Annotated in this window: 15 protein-coding genes and 3 pseudogenes; 4 read left to right on the top strand and 14 right to left on the bottom strand. The window is 68.8% G+C overall.

Annotated features, from left to right (window positions below; all coding sequences use genetic code 11):
* Window positions 1–127: 127 nt before the first annotated feature.
* The 3 genes from ACLF3M_RS34700 to ACLF3M_RS34690 are packed head-to-tail and all read right to left on the bottom strand — an operon-like array spanning window position 128 to window position 4,194.
* Window positions 128–661, bottom strand: a complete 534-nt coding sequence (locus ACLF3M_RS34700; RefSeq protein ID WP_430661593.1) for an NADH dehydrogenase ubiquinone Fe-S protein 4 — start codon at window positions 659–661, stop codon at window positions 128–130.
* A gap of 41 nt (window positions 662–702) precedes the next feature.
* Window positions 703–1,284 carry a phosphate-starvation-inducible PsiE family protein gene (locus ACLF3M_RS34695; protein ID WP_430661592.1) on the bottom strand — a complete coding sequence of 194 codons (582 nt, stop codon included), beginning with the start codon at window positions 1,282–1,284 and terminating at the stop codon, window positions 703–705.
* Between the two features lie 24 nt (window positions 1,285–1,308).
* Window positions 1,309–4,194 carry an ATP-dependent Clp protease ATP-binding subunit gene (locus tag ACLF3M_RS34690; protein WP_430661591.1) on the bottom strand — a complete coding sequence of 962 codons (2,886 nt, stop codon included), beginning with the start codon at window positions 4,192–4,194 and terminating at the stop codon, window positions 1,309–1,311.
* A gap of 571 nt (window positions 4,195–4,765) precedes the next feature.
* Here ACLF3M_RS34690 and ACLF3M_RS34685 point away from each other — a divergent pair.
* Entirely contained in the window at window positions 4,766–5,503 is a 738-nt protein-coding gene (locus ACLF3M_RS34685; protein ID WP_430661590.1) for a helix-turn-helix domain-containing protein, read from the top strand.
* A 110-nt stretch (window positions 5,504–5,613) separates the two neighbouring features.
* Here the strand turns inward: ACLF3M_RS34685 and ACLF3M_RS34680 are convergent, their stop codons facing one another.
* Both ACLF3M_RS34680 and ACLF3M_RS34675 read right to left on the bottom strand, forming a co-directional pair.
* Window positions 5,614–6,150 (bottom strand): DsbA family protein, encoded by a 537-nt coding sequence (locus ACLF3M_RS34680; RefSeq protein WP_430661589.1) that lies wholly within the window; start codon window positions 6,148–6,150, stop codon window positions 5,614–5,616.
* Complete coding sequence (locus ACLF3M_RS34675) at window positions 6,122–6,628, bottom strand: redoxin domain-containing protein (protein WP_430661588.1); 507 nt, start codon at window positions 6,626–6,628, stop codon at window positions 6,122–6,124. Before ACLF3M_RS34675 ends, ACLF3M_RS34680 begins: the two co-directional genes overlap by 29 nt.
* A 245-nt stretch (window positions 6,629–6,873) precedes the next feature.
* Between ACLF3M_RS34675 and ACLF3M_RS34670 the strand changes: the two genes are divergently transcribed.
* A complete protein-coding gene (locus ACLF3M_RS34670; RefSeq protein WP_430661587.1) occupies window positions 6,874–7,191 on the top strand; it encodes a hypothetical protein in 318 nt (105 codons plus the stop codon).
* 81 nt (window positions 7,192–7,272) lie between these two features.
* Here ACLF3M_RS34670 and ACLF3M_RS34665 read toward each other — a convergent pair whose 3' ends face one another.
* Genes ACLF3M_RS34665 through ACLF3M_RS34655 form a run of 3 tightly spaced genes read right to left on the bottom strand, consistent with a single transcriptional unit; the run spans window position 7,273 to window position 9,022 of the window.
* A complete protein-coding gene (locus tag ACLF3M_RS34665) occupies window positions 7,273–7,668 on the bottom strand; it encodes a PRC-barrel domain-containing protein (protein ID WP_430661586.1) in 396 nt (131 codons plus the stop codon).
* Between the two features lie 60 nt (window positions 7,669–7,728).
* The gene (locus tag ACLF3M_RS34660) at window positions 7,729–8,400 is read right to left on the bottom strand and encodes an HdeD family acid-resistance protein (protein ID WP_430661585.1); all 672 of its coding nucleotides are present in this window, start codon (window positions 8,398–8,400) and stop codon (window positions 7,729–7,731) included.
* Window positions 8,401–8,440: 40 nt separating this feature from the next.
* Window positions 8,441–9,022 carry an Hsp20/alpha crystallin family protein gene (locus ACLF3M_RS34655; RefSeq protein WP_430661584.1) on the bottom strand — a complete coding sequence of 194 codons (582 nt, stop codon included), beginning with the start codon at window positions 9,020–9,022 and terminating at the stop codon, window positions 8,441–8,443.
* A gap of 522 nt (window positions 9,023–9,544) precedes the next feature.
* Here ACLF3M_RS34655 and ACLF3M_RS34650 point away from each other — a divergent pair.
* A pseudogene (locus ACLF3M_RS34650) lies at window positions 9,545–9,604 on the top strand (hypothetical protein); the annotation flags it as partial.
* A gap of 93 nt (window positions 9,605–9,697) precedes the next feature.
* Here ACLF3M_RS34650 and ACLF3M_RS34645 read toward each other — a convergent pair.
* The 5 genes and pseudogenes from ACLF3M_RS34645 to ACLF3M_RS34625 all read right to left on the bottom strand — a co-directional run.
* Complete coding sequence (locus tag ACLF3M_RS34645) at window positions 9,698–9,991, bottom strand: hypothetical protein (protein ID WP_430661595.1); 294 nt, start codon at window positions 9,989–9,991, stop codon at window positions 9,698–9,700.
* Window positions 9,984–10,295: a hypothetical protein gene (locus ACLF3M_RS34640; protein ID WP_430661583.1), complete on the bottom strand. Its 312-nt coding sequence runs from the start codon at window positions 10,293–10,295 to the stop codon at window positions 9,984–9,986. Before ACLF3M_RS34640 ends, ACLF3M_RS34645 begins: the two co-directional genes overlap by 8 nt.
* A gap of 1,381 nt (window positions 10,296–11,676) precedes the next feature.
* Window positions 11,677–12,201: a hypothetical protein gene (locus tag ACLF3M_RS34635; RefSeq protein ID WP_430661582.1), complete on the bottom strand. Its 525-nt coding sequence runs from the start codon at window positions 12,199–12,201 to the stop codon at window positions 11,677–11,679.
* A 230-nt stretch (window positions 12,202–12,431) separates the two neighbouring features.
* Window positions 12,432–12,725, bottom strand: a complete 294-nt coding sequence (locus ACLF3M_RS34630) for a hypothetical protein (RefSeq protein ID WP_430661594.1) — start codon at window positions 12,723–12,725, stop codon at window positions 12,432–12,434.
* A gap of 31 nt (window positions 12,726–12,756) precedes the next feature.
* Window positions 12,757–12,957: pseudogene (locus ACLF3M_RS34625) on the bottom strand (tripartite tricarboxylate transporter substrate-binding protein); the annotation flags it as partial.
* Between the two features lie 484 nt (window positions 12,958–13,441).
* On the opposite strand from ACLF3M_RS34625, the gene ACLF3M_RS34620 reads away from it, so the two are divergent.
* Entirely contained in the window at window positions 13,442–13,789 is a 348-nt protein-coding gene (locus ACLF3M_RS34620; RefSeq protein ID WP_430661581.1) for a hypothetical protein, read from the top strand.
* A 241-nt stretch (window positions 13,790–14,030) separates the two neighbouring features.
* On the opposite strand, the pseudogene ACLF3M_RS34615 reads toward ACLF3M_RS34620, so the two are convergent.
* Window positions 14,031–14,689 (bottom strand): annotated as a pseudogene (locus ACLF3M_RS34615) (hypothetical protein); the annotation flags it as partial.

The following is a 14,689-nucleotide window of genomic DNA, read 5'->3' as shown; positions in this document are numbered from 1 at the left end:
TCGCCCGCGGACCATCCACGACTTCTACGGCTTCCCCGATGAGCTCTTCGCCTTCGACTATCCCGCACCCGGCTTGCCGAAGGCCCGCAGCTTCCTCAGGACAGCCCACGCTGGGCCGCCGCGTTCCTCACCTAATTGCCATGCCGGTCCAGGCAGGCGGGTCGCTGGCTGGAAACGACTCGATGCCGGCCTCCTCGACAGGGTCCAGCGGCGCGGCGGAGTTGTCGCTCACCGCCGGTACCAGCGGGGCGGGCTGACCGGCGCGGGCGTCCGCCGCTGGCGGCGATGCACGCGCAACCATCCTGCCGGGCTGATCGTCGCTCCTCGTCGAGTGGGGCCATGGCTCCGCCCAGCGCAGCGCCTCGACCAGATCGTACCGGAATCGGTCCGCACGGCTCCTGGGCGGGATTCGCCGCGGCGGGGGCTCGTCCACCTCGTAGCGCCAGCCATGGCGTTCGGCGAAATCGATGGCGCTCCAGACGTCCGGGAATACGAGGCGGAGATGGGCGAGCGGGTCGGGCTGCTCCGTCGGTGACAGGCCCGGCGCGAACTCCAGAACCCATTGCCCCCGGCCTGGAGCCGACTGCCTGACGGATCGCGGCGCCTGGTGGATCCGAACGGGCGGCAGCTCGCGCGCGGGCACGGCCGTCCCGGGCAGCACCGGCGACCTCCGGGGAACCTCGGGCGTCCGGGTCGGCGGGGTCACGGCGCAGGGGCACCCGGGCCGTGGGCGTCCTCCTTCTCCGAAGCATGCCGGTCCTGTTCGCGCACGAGCCAATAGACGGCACCTAGCGCAAGGATCGAGGCGGCAAGGCCGAGCAACGTCGAGGGCGCGGCGTGCGCGGGGTCGATGATGATGAACTTGCGCGCCAGCGCGAGCAGCGCGATCAGCACCACCGTGCGCAGTTGCACGATGCCGTGCCGGCGTTGCAGCACTCCCAGGATCGAGTGGTTGAACTCAAGCGCGATCAGCACCGTCATCACCATCCCGAACACCGCCTGGAACACCTGCTGCTCGGCCGGATCGACGAGGCCATGAAGGACGAGCCACAGGATCCTGGACACCAGATGCACGACGGCGACCAGGACGAGCGCCGATATCAGGAAGGTCAGGAGCAGCGCGACCACCTGCTCGAAGCGCTCGAACACCGTGAGTGCCGGCCAGGCGTCCTGCGTCTGCTGCACGCCGGAGGACATGGCTTTCCAGTAGCGTCGCAATGAGGTGGGCGGTGGCCGCGTGTCGGGCGCCTCTGCCGCCGCACTGCCCTGCGCCAGCCCGTGCATGGCCTCTCCCACCAGCCGGCGCCGCTAGGCCGCCGGCTTCCGCCGCGCCGGCCGCCCGCCGTGCTGGTTCGCGGCCATGGACTCAGCCCGACCTCCCGGCTGGCTCGCGGCCTTGGCCTCACCGCCGCTTGTCTCGGCCTCGCCTTCAGCAGGGGTGGGGCGCGGCTGCGGCGTCAGAACGACCTTGCGGGCGGCAGCGTCCCAGCCGGCGCGCACGGTGTCGCCCGCCTTCACCTCGTTCGCCAGCATCGCCCGCGCCAGCCGCGTCTCCAGCTCGGACCGGATCAGCCGGCGCAGCTCCCGTGCGCCAAACTCTGGCCGATAGCCGGCTTCCGCGAAGTGCTCGACCAGCGCGTCGTCGAGCTCGAGCGTCACGCGCTGGCCATGCGCGGTGCGCTTCACACGCTCGAGCTGCAGGCGCACGATGTCGCGGATCTGCGCCTTGTCCAGCGCGTGAAAGACGATGACCTCGTCGATACGGTTGATGAATTCCGGCCGGAAGTTGTGGCGCAGCACGTCCATGACCTCGTCCTTGAGGTCCGCCTGCTCCGACGCGCTGCCGGCACCCTGCTTCTCACGCAGGTGCCGCTGGATGATGTCGGAACCGAGGTTCGAGGTCGCGATGATCACGGCGTTGGTGAAGTCCACCACCCGGCCCTTGCCGTCGGTCAGCCGCCCGTCGTCGAAGATCTGCAGCAGGACGTTGTGTACGTCCGGGTGCGCCTTCTCGATCTCGTCGAGCAGCACCACGGCGTAGGGCCGCCGCCGCACCCGCTCGGTCAGCTGCCCGCCTTCCTCATAGCCCACATAGCCCGGCGGCGCGCCGACCAGCCGCGCCACCGTGTGGCGCTCCATGTACTCGCTCATGTCGATGCGGATCATGGCGTCCTCGCCGCCATAGACGACCTCCGCCAGCGCCTTGGCGAGCTCGGTCTTGCCCACTCCGGTCGGTCCGAGGAACATAAACGTCGCGACCGGCCGCTTGCCTTCGCGCAGCCCGGCACGGGCGAGGCGCACGGCGTCCGCCACCGCCTTCACCGCCTCCGCCTGCCCTACCAGGCGCTCGTGGATGCGTTCCTCGAGCCTCGTCAGCCGCTCGCGCTCCTCCGTTGTCAGCTCGGTGACCGGAATGCCGGTGAGCTTTGAGACGATCTGCGCGATGTGCTCCACGCGCACCTCGGCGGTGCCGGAGCCGCGCTCTCGCCGCCAGCGCTCATTCGCCTCCTCCAGCTCCTTCGTGTGCGCCTCGTGGTCCGCCTGAAGCTCCTTGGCGCGGTCGAAGCGCTTGCGGGAGGTCGCGTAGTCCTGCTCGCGCTTGAGCTGGCTGATCTCCGATTCCAGCTCCTGCACCTCGGGCGGCCGCGCGGTGGCGCTCATCTTCACCCGTGCCGCGGCCTGGTCCACCAGATCGATCGCCTTGTCCGGCAGGAAGCGGCCGGTGATGTAGCGGTCGGAGAGCTCGGCCGCGGCGACGATCGCCTCCTCGGTGATGGTGACCTTGTGGTGCGCCTCCAGCGTGTCGCGCAGGCCGCGCAGGATCATGATGGACTGCTCGACGGTCGGCTCGGCAACCATCACGGGCTGGAAGCGCCGCTCCAGCGCGGCGTCCTTCTCGATGTGCTTCTGATACTCGTTCAAGGTGGTGGCGCCGATCAGGTGCAGCTCGCCGCGCGAGAGGGCCGGCTTGAAGGTGTTTGCCACGTCGAGCCCGCCCTCGCCGCCGGAGGAGCCGGCGCCGACGATGGTGTGCAGCTCGTCGATGAACAGCACCAGCTCCTCGGACCGGGCGCGGACCTCCTGCAGGATCTGCTGGATCCGCTCCTCGAACTCGCCGCGGTATTTCGAGCCGGCCACCATGGAATTGACCGAGAGTTCGACCAGCCGCTTGCCGCGCAGCGCCTCCGGCACCTCGTCGGCGACGATGCGCTGGGCGAGGCCCTCGGCGATGGCGGTCTTGCCGACCCCCGGCTCGCCGATCAGCACCGGGTTGTTCTTCTTGCGCCGGGCCAGCACCTCGATGGTGGTCTCGATCTCCCGGGCACGGCCGATCACCGGGTCGAGCTTGCCCTCCCGCGCCAATGCGGTCAGGTCGCGCGAGTATTTGTCGAGATTCGGGGTGTTGGTCGGGCGCTCGACGCGCCCTTCCTCGGCACCGCGGCCGACCACCTTGACGATCTGCTGGCGCAGTGACTGCGGCGTCAGGCCAAGGCGGCGGAGCATCGCGCCGGCGGCGCCCTCGTCCTCCTCGGCCAGGCCGATCAACAGATGCTCCGGCCCGACATAGGAGTGGCCGAGCTCGCGAGAGGCGGCAAAGGCACGGCCGAGCGCATCCTTCACGCGCGGGGAGACGCCGATCTCGGTGTCGTTCGCCGGCGCCGGGGCGGCAGCGGCGCCGTTCGGGCGCCGCGCCTCGCGCTCGAGCTGCTGGCGCAGGTCGTCGGACGAGACCTTGACCTGCTCAAGCACGGTGCGGACGACCTCGGTGCCGGCCAGCGCGTGGAGCAGGTGCTCGGTGTCCACCTCGCGCCGGCCCCATTCATGGGCCGTGCGCGCCGCCTCCTGCAGCAGCTCGAGTGCGTGCTCACTCAGGCGCTCCGCGCCGGCGGCAGCAGCGGGACCGCGCCGGCGGCCTGAACGGATCGGGATCGGCTGGCCCGCCCCTTGGTCGCGGTCCTCATCGCGGCGGCCGGCGCGCGGGCCGCCGAGGTGATCGTCGCCGAAGAACTCGTCGAACAGGCTGCCGCGGCCGCCGAACAGGGACTCCAGCGGCGAGCTGAACCGCTGCTGACGGACCAGCTCGCGATATTCCTGCTCGTTCATGTCGACCGTTCGGCGCTGGCCATCCGTCGACACGTAGGTCACCCGCACCGTCCTCGGACGATCGCCGCCGACATTGCTCGACTCGCTCATGCTGGCTGTCCCTTCAAGCAGTCACCCTGCTGGTGCCGCGGCGCGTGGGCACACCTGCGCTGGATCGCAGCGGACCACGGCCCGTTCACGCACGGATCGTCCGACGCGTCCGCTCCGCCCAGGGGCTTCAGTCGCGCGAGTGTCTCCTGGCAGACGCAATTGCATTTCGTGTCTGCGCCTGCCCGATGCCTGCTTCATCTCGCGCAGCAGGCCGCCGACGTCTATCCGGTGGGTTCCTAAGTGGAGTTCCGCGCGGGACTCACCCTAGGAACTCACCCATAGAAAACCGCGGCAACACCAGACTGTTTCCGGCGCGAGTGCGGAAGCGGCCATCCGGGATCCCGGCCACTGGCTTCGATTTGGCCGTTCCCGGCCTGACCGGCGAGAGGGCGTTCGTCGTCGGCTCGGCTGCGCGCCGGCAATCTCCCCTGCCGCCCTGGAGCGGCTGATCGGAGCCGTCATGCCCGCCGCCGTTCTTCAGCACCACCAGGCCCTTGGCCTACCTGAACCCGTCGGCCCTCCGCCGCAACCTGCGCCACGCAGGTCCATCGATCGCCCGGGCGCGGTACACGTGGATATCGTCCCGCGGCAACCGGGGTTCGCCGTGCCGCAAGGAGGGCGAGCGCGCACCATGCCGAATGGCGAACAGCGTTGCGGGGGTCGCGCCGTGCCCGATGGGCAACCCTGCCTCCGGGCGAGCCCGCTCGAGGCGCTGGACTCGGTGGGAGCGGTCCTCTCGTGCCGTCGCGGTCAGGAAGTCTACCGTCGCAACGACGCTGCCGACCATTGGTACCGGGTCGTCTCCGGCCTCGCGAAGGAACAGGCGCTGCTGCCCGATGGACGGCACCAGATCGTGGACTTCCTTCTACCAGGCGACTGCTTCGGCTTCGGCGTGCGCAACCAGCACCGGTTCGCCGCCGAGGCAGTCGTGAACGGCACAGTCCTGGTCTCCTACCCCCGCCGCGAGATCGAGATGCTCGCCGAGCGCGACCCGAGCGTCGCGATGCTGATCTGCCAGTTGGCGATCGCGACGATGTCGCGCTCCCAGGCACGAACGCTCACCCTCGGGCGGACGAGGGCGCCACAGAAGGTCGGCGCCTTTCTTCTAGAGATGGCCGAACGCATGTCCGAAAGGCAAGCCGATACGATTACCCTGCCGATGTCGCGCTACGACATCGCAGACTACCTCGGGCTCTCGGTCGAGACAGTGAGCCGCTGCCTCACGAAGCTCAAATGCCGTTATGCCATCAGGCTGACGAGCACGCGCTGCTTCAGGATCCTCGCCCCCGAAGTCCTCGATCTGGGGTGAGCGACGAAGGACCATGCGCCGGAGCTCTCCGCCTTGCCCCGGGCGGACGCAGGGCCGCACGGCGCCGCCCGTCAGAGCCGAGGTGCGGACGCCGCCGACTGATCGGAGGCTCACGCATGATCGGCGAAGAACCGGGCGTTGATGGCCATGGCTAAGCTCGCATAGTCATGCAGCCCATCGTAGCGCTGGTCCCCGATGAAGAATGCGGGCGTGCCGTTCACGCCGCTGCGCACGCCGCCGAGGAAGTCACTCTGGACCTTGGGCGCGTAGGTTCGGCTCAGCAGCGCCTCCTCCAGCTTCTGCACGGGCAGCTGCAGCGACCGCGTCAGCACGACCAGCAACGGCAGGCCGAGCCGATGCTGGTTCTCGAACAGCATGTCGTGCATCTGCCAGAACTCGCCGTTCGCCGCTGCGAACTCGGCGGTCTCGGCGGCGGTCTCGGCATGCGGATGGACCTGGGTCAGCGGAAAGTGGCGGTAGACGAGGCGCAGCCGCGGGCCAAACCCCGCCAGAAGCTGACTGACGACAGGATGCGCGGCGGCGCAGTGCGGGCACTGGTAGTCGCCGTACTCGACGAGCGTCGCCCGGGCGTTTACGCCGCCACGGATGTGATCGTGCTCAGTGACCGGTACCCGCAACATGCTCATGGTGCGTCTCCTGTTCGGACAGCTGCTCGAGTGCGTCGAGGATCCCGTCGGCGCCGGGATTGACGGCCACCGGCGAGCAGTAGCTCCAGAAGATCGTGCCGTTCCGATCCACCACGAAAAGCGCGCGCTCCGCCACGCCGTCGTGCTCCCTGTAGGCGCCATAGGTCCTCGACACCGCCCCCTTGGGCTCAAAGTCGGCGAGCAGGGGGAAGTGCAGGTTGCGATGCTGCGCGAAGGCCTGGTGGCACCAGGCCCCGTCCACGGAAATGCCCAGCACCTCCGCGCCGTGCTTCTGGAACTCGGGGCGGACCTGGTTGTAGAGGACCATCTGGTCGCCGCAGACCGGACTCCAGTCGGCGGGATAGAAGGCGAGGATGACTGGCCTGCCGCGGAAGTCCCCGAGCGACAGGGCCTGATCGGGCGTGACATGCAGCGTGAAATCCGGGGCGGGAGTCCCCGGCGCTAGGATCCTGGCCATCCGTCGTCCTCCTGGGTGCAGCCGGCCGCGTGCCTCTGGCCTGCACGTCGCCACCGGCCGGGGCGGGCAGAACGTGTTAGGGCACGCAGCCAGGTAGGCGCCATGACAACGGTCAATTTCGGCGTCTCTTCGAATCACGACGCGGCGCGCGATGAATCCGGCGATCCCGCGCGGCCGGAACCCCGCGCCGGCGGCGACGTCATGATGGCCGTAGCCAGCTTCCGTCGGCGCGGCAGGGACAGGCGATGGACGACGCGACACCGGACACCGAAGCCGATCTGCTGGAGGTGGTGACGCAGGCCATCGCAGAGGCCGCCGCAAGCCGCGTTGTCGAACCGCTGCACCGCGCCCAGGCTCGTGCCGCCCTTGCCGCGATCGAGGCGGCGGGCTTCGCCATCCTGCCGCGGCCCGCGCGCGGCGTGCGCAGGGGCCTTGGAAGTGCGCTCGCCAGGGCCGAGAGCGGCTCCGGCCCAGCCCGGGCGGAAAGCGACGACGACATCCGCGCCGCGCGGCACTGGCTCCATGGTGTGGCTGAAGTGCTCGATCGGATGCCTGAGGGGTGATGCAGCGCGGCACGGCCGCCATTCGGGAGGCGGCCGTGACGAGCTTCAGGCAGGCCATGAAAGCGGACGGGCGCGACCCGCTCAGGAAGCGCGGTAGATGAACTCCGGAAGCCGCCTGAGCTGCTCCCGCGAAGCGCCGGGCAGCGTGATCTTGCCGTCGTCTGCGACGCGGAGGCTCTCGAAGGGCACCACAACGAGATGGCCGCCGAGGCCGAGGAAGCCACCGACCTGCAGAATGCCGTAGAGCGCGCGCGTCTGCTGCCGGTCGAGGATGATGTCGTCCAGCGTGCCGATCCGCTCGTCGCGGTCGTTAACCACGCTGCTGCCGGTCAGCTTGCTTGCGCGGTATCCTCGCGCCACCGCGGCGACATCGAGGATGACAAGCTCCACCGCCTGCGCCTGCACGGGCCGTGGGCCTGGCGCGGCCAGCGAAGCGACAACCAGCACGACGGCCGAGCCGAGCGCGTACTTCTTCATGGCGACCTCCTTTTTGTTGTCTACCGGACCGGTCCGCAGGCTGCCCCGATGCGGATGCGATCAGCCTGTTGCGCCGGCCGGCACGGCCGGCGTGTCATGGCGTCGCCGGCGCAGGCGGAAGGCGAGGATGAGCATCACCCCGCCGAAGACGATGGCGTAGGCGCCGAGCCACCAGGTGAGCACGATGGCGCCGGCGAGCGGGGCGAGGACGAGCAGGACACCGAAGACCATCGACACGATGCCGCCGAGCACCAGCCACCAGCGGCCGGCGCCAACCGCCAGCCGGAACGCCGCTCCGAGCATCGTGGCGCCCGAGAGGATGGCCCAGGCCGCCGTGACGAGGACGAAGGCCAGTACCGCGCCGGCCGGGAAGACGAACGCGATCGCCGCCATGAGGAGATTGAGCACGCCCTCGAGCAGGAGCAGCCACCAGCGTTCCCGCGTTCTCGCCGCCCGCACCGCGGCGACGATCGCGAGGACGCCGTCGATCAGGCAGTAGGCCGCGAACAGCAGCGCGAGCGACAGCATCACTGCCACTGGCGCGGCGAACGCCAGGATCCCGAAGGCGATGCCGAGCACGCCACGCAGAGCGATTGCCCACCAGTTCTCCGCCAATCCGGCACTCAGTGCCTCGATGGGATCGGACGTGGAGGGGAGCTTGCCGGTCGGCACCTGGTCGGCGGCGGGCGCCGACCAGGACTGCTCCGGACGACCGCCTGTGGACGTTGCCATGGGGCCTCCTGTGGATCCTGCAGCGACGCGGGAGCGAATGTCACCCGCCGCCGGTGGGCGTGGCGCCACCCTGGTCCGCGCGCTGCCCACCGTTCCGCTGAGCCTCGCCGCCATTCCCGCTCTGCTGCTGCGTCCCGCTTTGCACGCTGATCCTGCGCGACGCCTCCCGGCCCTTCGGCTTGGGCAGCGTGACGGCGAGCACGCCGTTGTCGAACCGAGCCTGGACCTGGGCCGGGTCCACCTTGAACGGCAGGCGCAGGATGCGCTGGAAGGTGCCGTAGGCGCGCTCGGTGAAGTGCATGTTCTCGCGGTCGTCCCGGCGTTCGAGCTTCTTCTCGCCCCGGATGGTGAGCAGGTCGTCGTCGATCTGGATTTCGACGTCGTCCGGGCTGACGCCCGGCATCTCGACCGCGATGCGCAACTCGTTCTCGGTCTCCCTCACGTCCATCTGCGGCATCATGAGGCTGCCAAGACCGGCACCCGTAGCGCCCGCAAGCGCCGGCATGCTGAAGCCGCGGAAGACATCGTCGAACAGGCGCTGGAAGGCAAACATCGGGTCGCCGAGGAAGCGACGATCGACGCGGCCTGCGGAACGGTCGGAGGGTTGAAGGCTGCTGGACATGCCGATTCTCCTTCCTCATCGGATGCAGAGAGCATTCCGGCTCGCGGTGGCCCCGCATCATGGCGACGGTCTTCACGTCCGCGCCGGGACAGCCTCCTGCCTACCACGCCGACGCGCGGGGCCGCCTTGACGGTGGTCAATTTTCGCGCGACGGGCAGGAAGAGTGCCGATCCCGCCGCGCATGACGCGCGGCAGGCGATGCAACGGTGGTCAATGACGGTTGTGCGCCATCATGCACTTAAGGGTTCTGCCCGCTTGCTCCGCTGACTCACCGCCGCTGTCACGCTCGGGACCGCTCAAACCGGCGCGTGATCGGGCCAGCTGGATGGTGAGCCCGCAGCGCGTCGGATGACGTCGCAGGCTCAGGCTGACGCGCCGCTGCACGGCGTGCAGAATCTGGTGTTTTGCGGCTTCCCGCCGCGATGCCGAGGTGGGGGTGCACCGCGGCGTGGCACATCGGGCAAAGGCTGACGAGGTTCGCTGGCTGTCCGTGCCCCAGAGGCCAGAAAACGGGCTCTGGAGTTGCGTGCGACGGCGCTGAACCTGGAGCACAACGATCCATCGGACGATCTGACGTCGTCGCAGGCAGCCCTTGAGGTTACGCGCGAGATCACGGCCGCCGCCGCGAGCCTCACCATCTGCATGACCATGTCATTATCGGCAACGGCGGCTGCTTCAGCTTTCGGCGAGAGGGTCTGCTGTAGCGCTTTCGTTGGTGCTGCGCAGGTCGGTGGGCGAGTGAACCCTCACCGCGGCAAACGATGCCTTAAGCTGGACGATCACCTTTCGGCCGATTGGCGAGCAAGGTTCGGTCAAACTCGGCCTGATGCCGGTGTCGGCGGCAATGCCCTGGCTCGCAAGCGCCACGAGGCGAGACAGCGCCTGTTGGCGAATGGTCCGGCGCAAGTCGGGGGACGCCAGGCCCGTTCCGCTTTCGTGAAGCGCGACCTGCCGCAGGGCCTCATGCATTAACGAGCCCCGCTGGATTGTCAGCGGCTGTCCGTCCACCGATCAGGTCCGCCCACTTGACCCAAGGCGTCTGGAACGGCCCAGATGGCGGCCATTGCTGCGGCAACTGCGGCTGGGTGCGCGAGACCTCGATGGTTGCGGTGTCCGCTGCTCGATCGATGCGTGCGACACGAAGGTGGAAGCCAGCTCCCAGCAGGGACACCTCAGGTTTGTTGCTTACAATGCTGCCCGACTTCAAGCTGATCTCACCAGCGTCCGCTGGCACGATGAACGACGTGCCGTCCTCGACGCGATGAACGAGCACGCACGGGTCCAGCTAGGCGTCCCATCCAGCAGAAGCGCGATACTCTACGAGCCAGGGACCGAACCTGAGGGCGAGAAAGCCAGGCAGGTCACGCCGGTGCAACGGGCAACTCCTCACAGCACGCGCAGGCGAAGTGGCGCCTGAACGGGAAACGCTGTCACCACGTCCGCCTGCGCATTGACACCGGCCGAATTCGTTCAGCTGCGTGTCGCCGGGCTAGTGTCGGCCGTGCGGGACATCAGCAGGGGGTTGCTCGAGCAACGCGTACCCGTGCCCAGCACACGTCACCTCCGGATTCGTAGTATTGAACATGCCGGCCGGGTTCGACTTGAAGAGCCAAACGTGCAGATCGTAGTGATGCAGATCTCGCGGCATGAGCGGCTCATGACCTTCCATTGGTCCGTCGAATGGACGGCCGAAGAGGCTTGGGCGCTCCGCAATTCCAGTGGCCAACGGAACGAACCATTCCGCCGCAACAAGCCGGAGCCGGCCATCCTGAGCCGGTTCATAGACAAGTATCTGAGGGCGTAGTGGATCGGGTGCCGGACCGATCAGGGCGGGGTTGAGGAAGTGAACCCCCATGCCGCCCTCGGCGTAGTGGACACAGCCCAGAGTGGACATATAGCCGTCTCGTACGGCGACGATCGGATCTTGATACCTCGCCAGAGCCGCACGGCTTTGTTCCAGCGCGGCCGCCGCTGGCTGGGGAGAGCCTTGCGCCAGCGCGGGTATGCCCGGGGCGCACGCGAGAGCGCTCGCCAGCACGGCAAGTCGTCGCATCAAGGTGACTGTTAGAGCAGCGCGAGGCCTTCTCAAACTCTGACCCATTGTCTTCCTCCCAGAAAGGGCCGCTCACTGGATTGCGGCGGCCGAATTCGGAAGCTGAAGGGGCTGAGCGGAATGGAGTAGCGTTGAACTCTGATATACAGGATCGCAGAGCGTCTCGCAGCAATCGTATTACCGTGAATTGCGTCGGCGCCAGGCAGCGGACCGACGCACAGATGTCGCCGCCGGGCAGCTCCCGGAGCTCCTGCCCGGCTGGACGCCACTGGGGCGCTAGTAGATCAGACGCTGTGGTGCGGCGCAGGCGAGCATCGCATCAGCACGAACCCGCTCGACAGGAGATGGCGGACAAGCTCGTCGGCGGCAAGCTTCGACGCGTACTCCAAGCCCGTCCGCCGCGCCTTTCCACGCTCGTTGAAGCGCATCGCGTAGGCCAGCGCATCTACGACTTGCTCTGGAGCGGCGGGCAGTAAGCGCCTGCCGTCGTGCTCGACCGGCTCGGCCGGGGCCTGGCAGGCGCCAACCGACCGCAGAATGTCGCTGAGGGCGGCGTCGATCCTGCTCGCGGGCAGGGCGGGGTGAAGGCCGCGGCGAGCGGTTACCGGAGTCCGAGCGGCCTGAACGAGAGGGACATCGTCGTCACGGCACCGTCCAGGCACGCGCGCATTTCGCGCGGGAATTCCATCCAGAGGGTCGCGACGACGCCGGTGCCGGTCAGAAGAGTGCGGCGGTAGAAGATGCGCCCCATCATGTATCCGGAGATGACGAACCAGTTGTCGCGGATGCGGCGGTAGGTGATCTCGCCCTGGCTGTTGTGCAGAACGTCTCCCTCGGCCTCGGCCAGGAGGTCACGAAGCGTCTGGGCCTGGTTAGCCGGCGCCGCGTTCACGACCACCGTGGCGCGGCGGTCCGATGTCCAGAACCTAGCGCCGTCACCAAGGGCAGGAACGCTGTCCGGGTCCAGCGTAAAGATTGGCGGGTAGACGAAGGTGTAGCCGAATCGCGAGTTTCGGTAGGTGCGCTGTGGCTCTCCCGGCGGCGCGACCGGGCAGTCATCCGCAGCCGCGGTCAGGGTCGCGCCGGTGAGCAATAGGGCGGTGCCGAGGACAAGCGCGAGCCGCATCGGTGCATAACGTGGCTGCGCGCAGCCGGCTGCCCAGAATCGCCGCCGGCGGCAGAACACACACCGAGCTGTTCAACACCGAGCAACGGTCGTTGGTCGGTGTTGACCAGGCCTCGCTTGCTGCGCTTCACTCGCCTGGCTTGTAGCGCGCGACCCACTCGTCCGGCGTCATGTCGTCATCCGGCGCGTCCAGCACATGCAATCGACGACGGCAAGGGGGTCCATCTTCATCAGCGATGCCCGCGGCCGGCGATGCGAGCCAGTTCGTCGTCGCTCAGATCGTCGGCGCGCGGGACACCGCTGATCACCGCGAAGGGCGCGTTGAAGCCGTGGTCCGCCCGGTGCCGCTCGCTCCAGCCCGCCCGTGCCTTCATCCAGAAGACCGCCGCCGCGACGTTGTTCCCCTCCGTCGCCATCCGGAACAGCGATTGCGCCACCTTCGTCGTCGCCTCCGTCCCGCCTCGATCCAGCGCCGCCCGGAAGTGCTTGCGCAGCCGTGACAGAGCGCGCCGGCAGGTCGGCATGCGCCGCCACCATGTTGGGAGTCATCTCGAAGCCGCAGATCGGGGCGAAGTCGCCGGCGGGCTCGTAGGGCAGGCTCGCGAACAGCGCGGGCGCGACGGCAAGTGCCGCCGCACTCCCGAGCCCGATCGTGTACCCGTCTGGCGCGGCGCGGGCGATAGCGACCGCGCCCAGCGTGCCGCCCGCTCCCGCGAGGTTTTCGACAAAGAACGGCCGTCCGGTGAGCCCGGCCATAGCCGCGCACCAGAGGCGCGACGCAACGTTCGGCGCGGTGCCGGCTTGGTACAGCACGATGAAACGCACAGGCCGGTCGGGCCTGTAGGCCGCAGCCGAGCCCGGCTGCCCGCGAACCGGGGCCCGCGCGGCGAGGGCGGTGGCCAGCAGCGGGAACACGCGGCGCCGCAGCGGCATTGGCGACCTCTCCGCAACCCGCCCCGGTGCGGGTTTCATGCGGCAAGCAGATCACCTTCAGGACACGCGCGCAACGCGTACGGCGATGGCCAGTGCCAAAGCCGGACACCCTGTTCATCGTAGTGGACCAGCCTGGCAGAAAGCATCTTGACGCCGGCGGGCTTGCTGTCCCACCCGGACGTAGGATGACAGCTTGCGCCGCTCTCCGTCCACGATGCAACCAAAGCGGTGCGCAGCGAGCGACGATAATGCCCTTCTTGACCGAGAACAGCAGCCGGCCAGCGCCACGGCCACCGTGGAGCGCACCATGACCCGCCGCGGCCGCCGCCAGAAGGTCGCTGCGAACGCGCCGTCTGTGACGCACCGCGCCGGTGACCTGCAGGCCGACGTTGAGCAGCTTCGCCGCGAGTTGGCCGCGGCTCAACGGCAGCTTGAGGAGGTTGCTCACAGCGGTGCCGACGCCTACGCAAAGCGCCGGATGGAGGTTCTCGACGAAGCACGCCTCGTCGCGCGCGGGCAAGCCCTCGAAGCTGCCGCCGCCCGCGCCAAGGCGGAAGCCGAACTCCGCGCGCTCACCGACGCCATCGCCAAAGCGCCCGGCTTATCGGGCTGGCTGGTTCGGCGCGCGTGTCGGAAGCTCTTGACGTCGCGCTGAACCGAGATCCTCGTCGGCAAGGCGCTTCGCCTCCTCGTCCAGCCGCTTTGCCCTGGCCGATGGCCACTTTGCCGCTACACCCCGGCCCATGGCAGAAAGTCCGCCACCTTCGCAAACACTACCGAGCGCGCAACGATGCGGAGAAGGGATGGGCGGGCGTTTCGGTAGGTTTGATTCGCAAGTGACGTACGATCCTCTGGGCACGCGCCGCTGGACTCCGTTTCACGCGCAACCGACGAGGCTACCCGCACTTCGCGCAAGTCGTCAGCCCGCGCCGCTCGCGCGCAGCCTCGATTATGTAGCCGCAGCGCAGGCAGTTGGCGCCGTCGTCGTTCGCATCGAAGGGGTCAGCGACGCGCCGGGCCGGTGCTACCGCAGGCTGCTTGCGAGGCCGCCCACGCCCCCGGCGGGCTTCGATGACAGGCTCCGTGGCGGGGACCGCAGGCGCAGGTTCGGCCGCTGGCACGGACGGCGAGCGCACCGGCATGACGTGGAAGCTCGGTGTGGCCGGTGCGGCGGCCGCCGGTTTCGTCGTGTCGGCGAACGCCGGCGGCGCGTCGCGCGCAGGAAACCCGTCTTCCCAGGACGCGGCACGGACGCCGAAAGAGGGGGCCTTCGCCTGGTCGGCGCCGCGGCTGGGGGCGCCGGTGCGGACATGCACGGCCTCGACGGTCCTGCTGCCCCTTGTGCCGCGCTGGGGCACGTTGCGCACCTCGCGGCGCGTCACGGCAGGAGACTTGTCGTCGCGGAAGCGGGCGAAGACGCGGTCGATCTCGGACATGAGTCTCCAGATGATCAGTCGCCTGCGCCTCGGCAAGCGGTTCGCCACTCGGCTTGGGGGCGAGAGAGAGAGTTCGTGCGGCGGGACTGCCCGAGCAGTCAGAAGCCCGAATGGCGCGA

The organism is Falsiroseomonas sp. HW251, assembly GCF_050563545.1.
Lineage (GTDB): Bacteria > Pseudomonadota > Alphaproteobacteria > Acetobacterales > Acetobacteraceae > Falsiroseomonas.
Note: the sequence above shows the minus strand (reverse complement) of the source record. Positions and strands in the feature narration are given on the sequence as shown.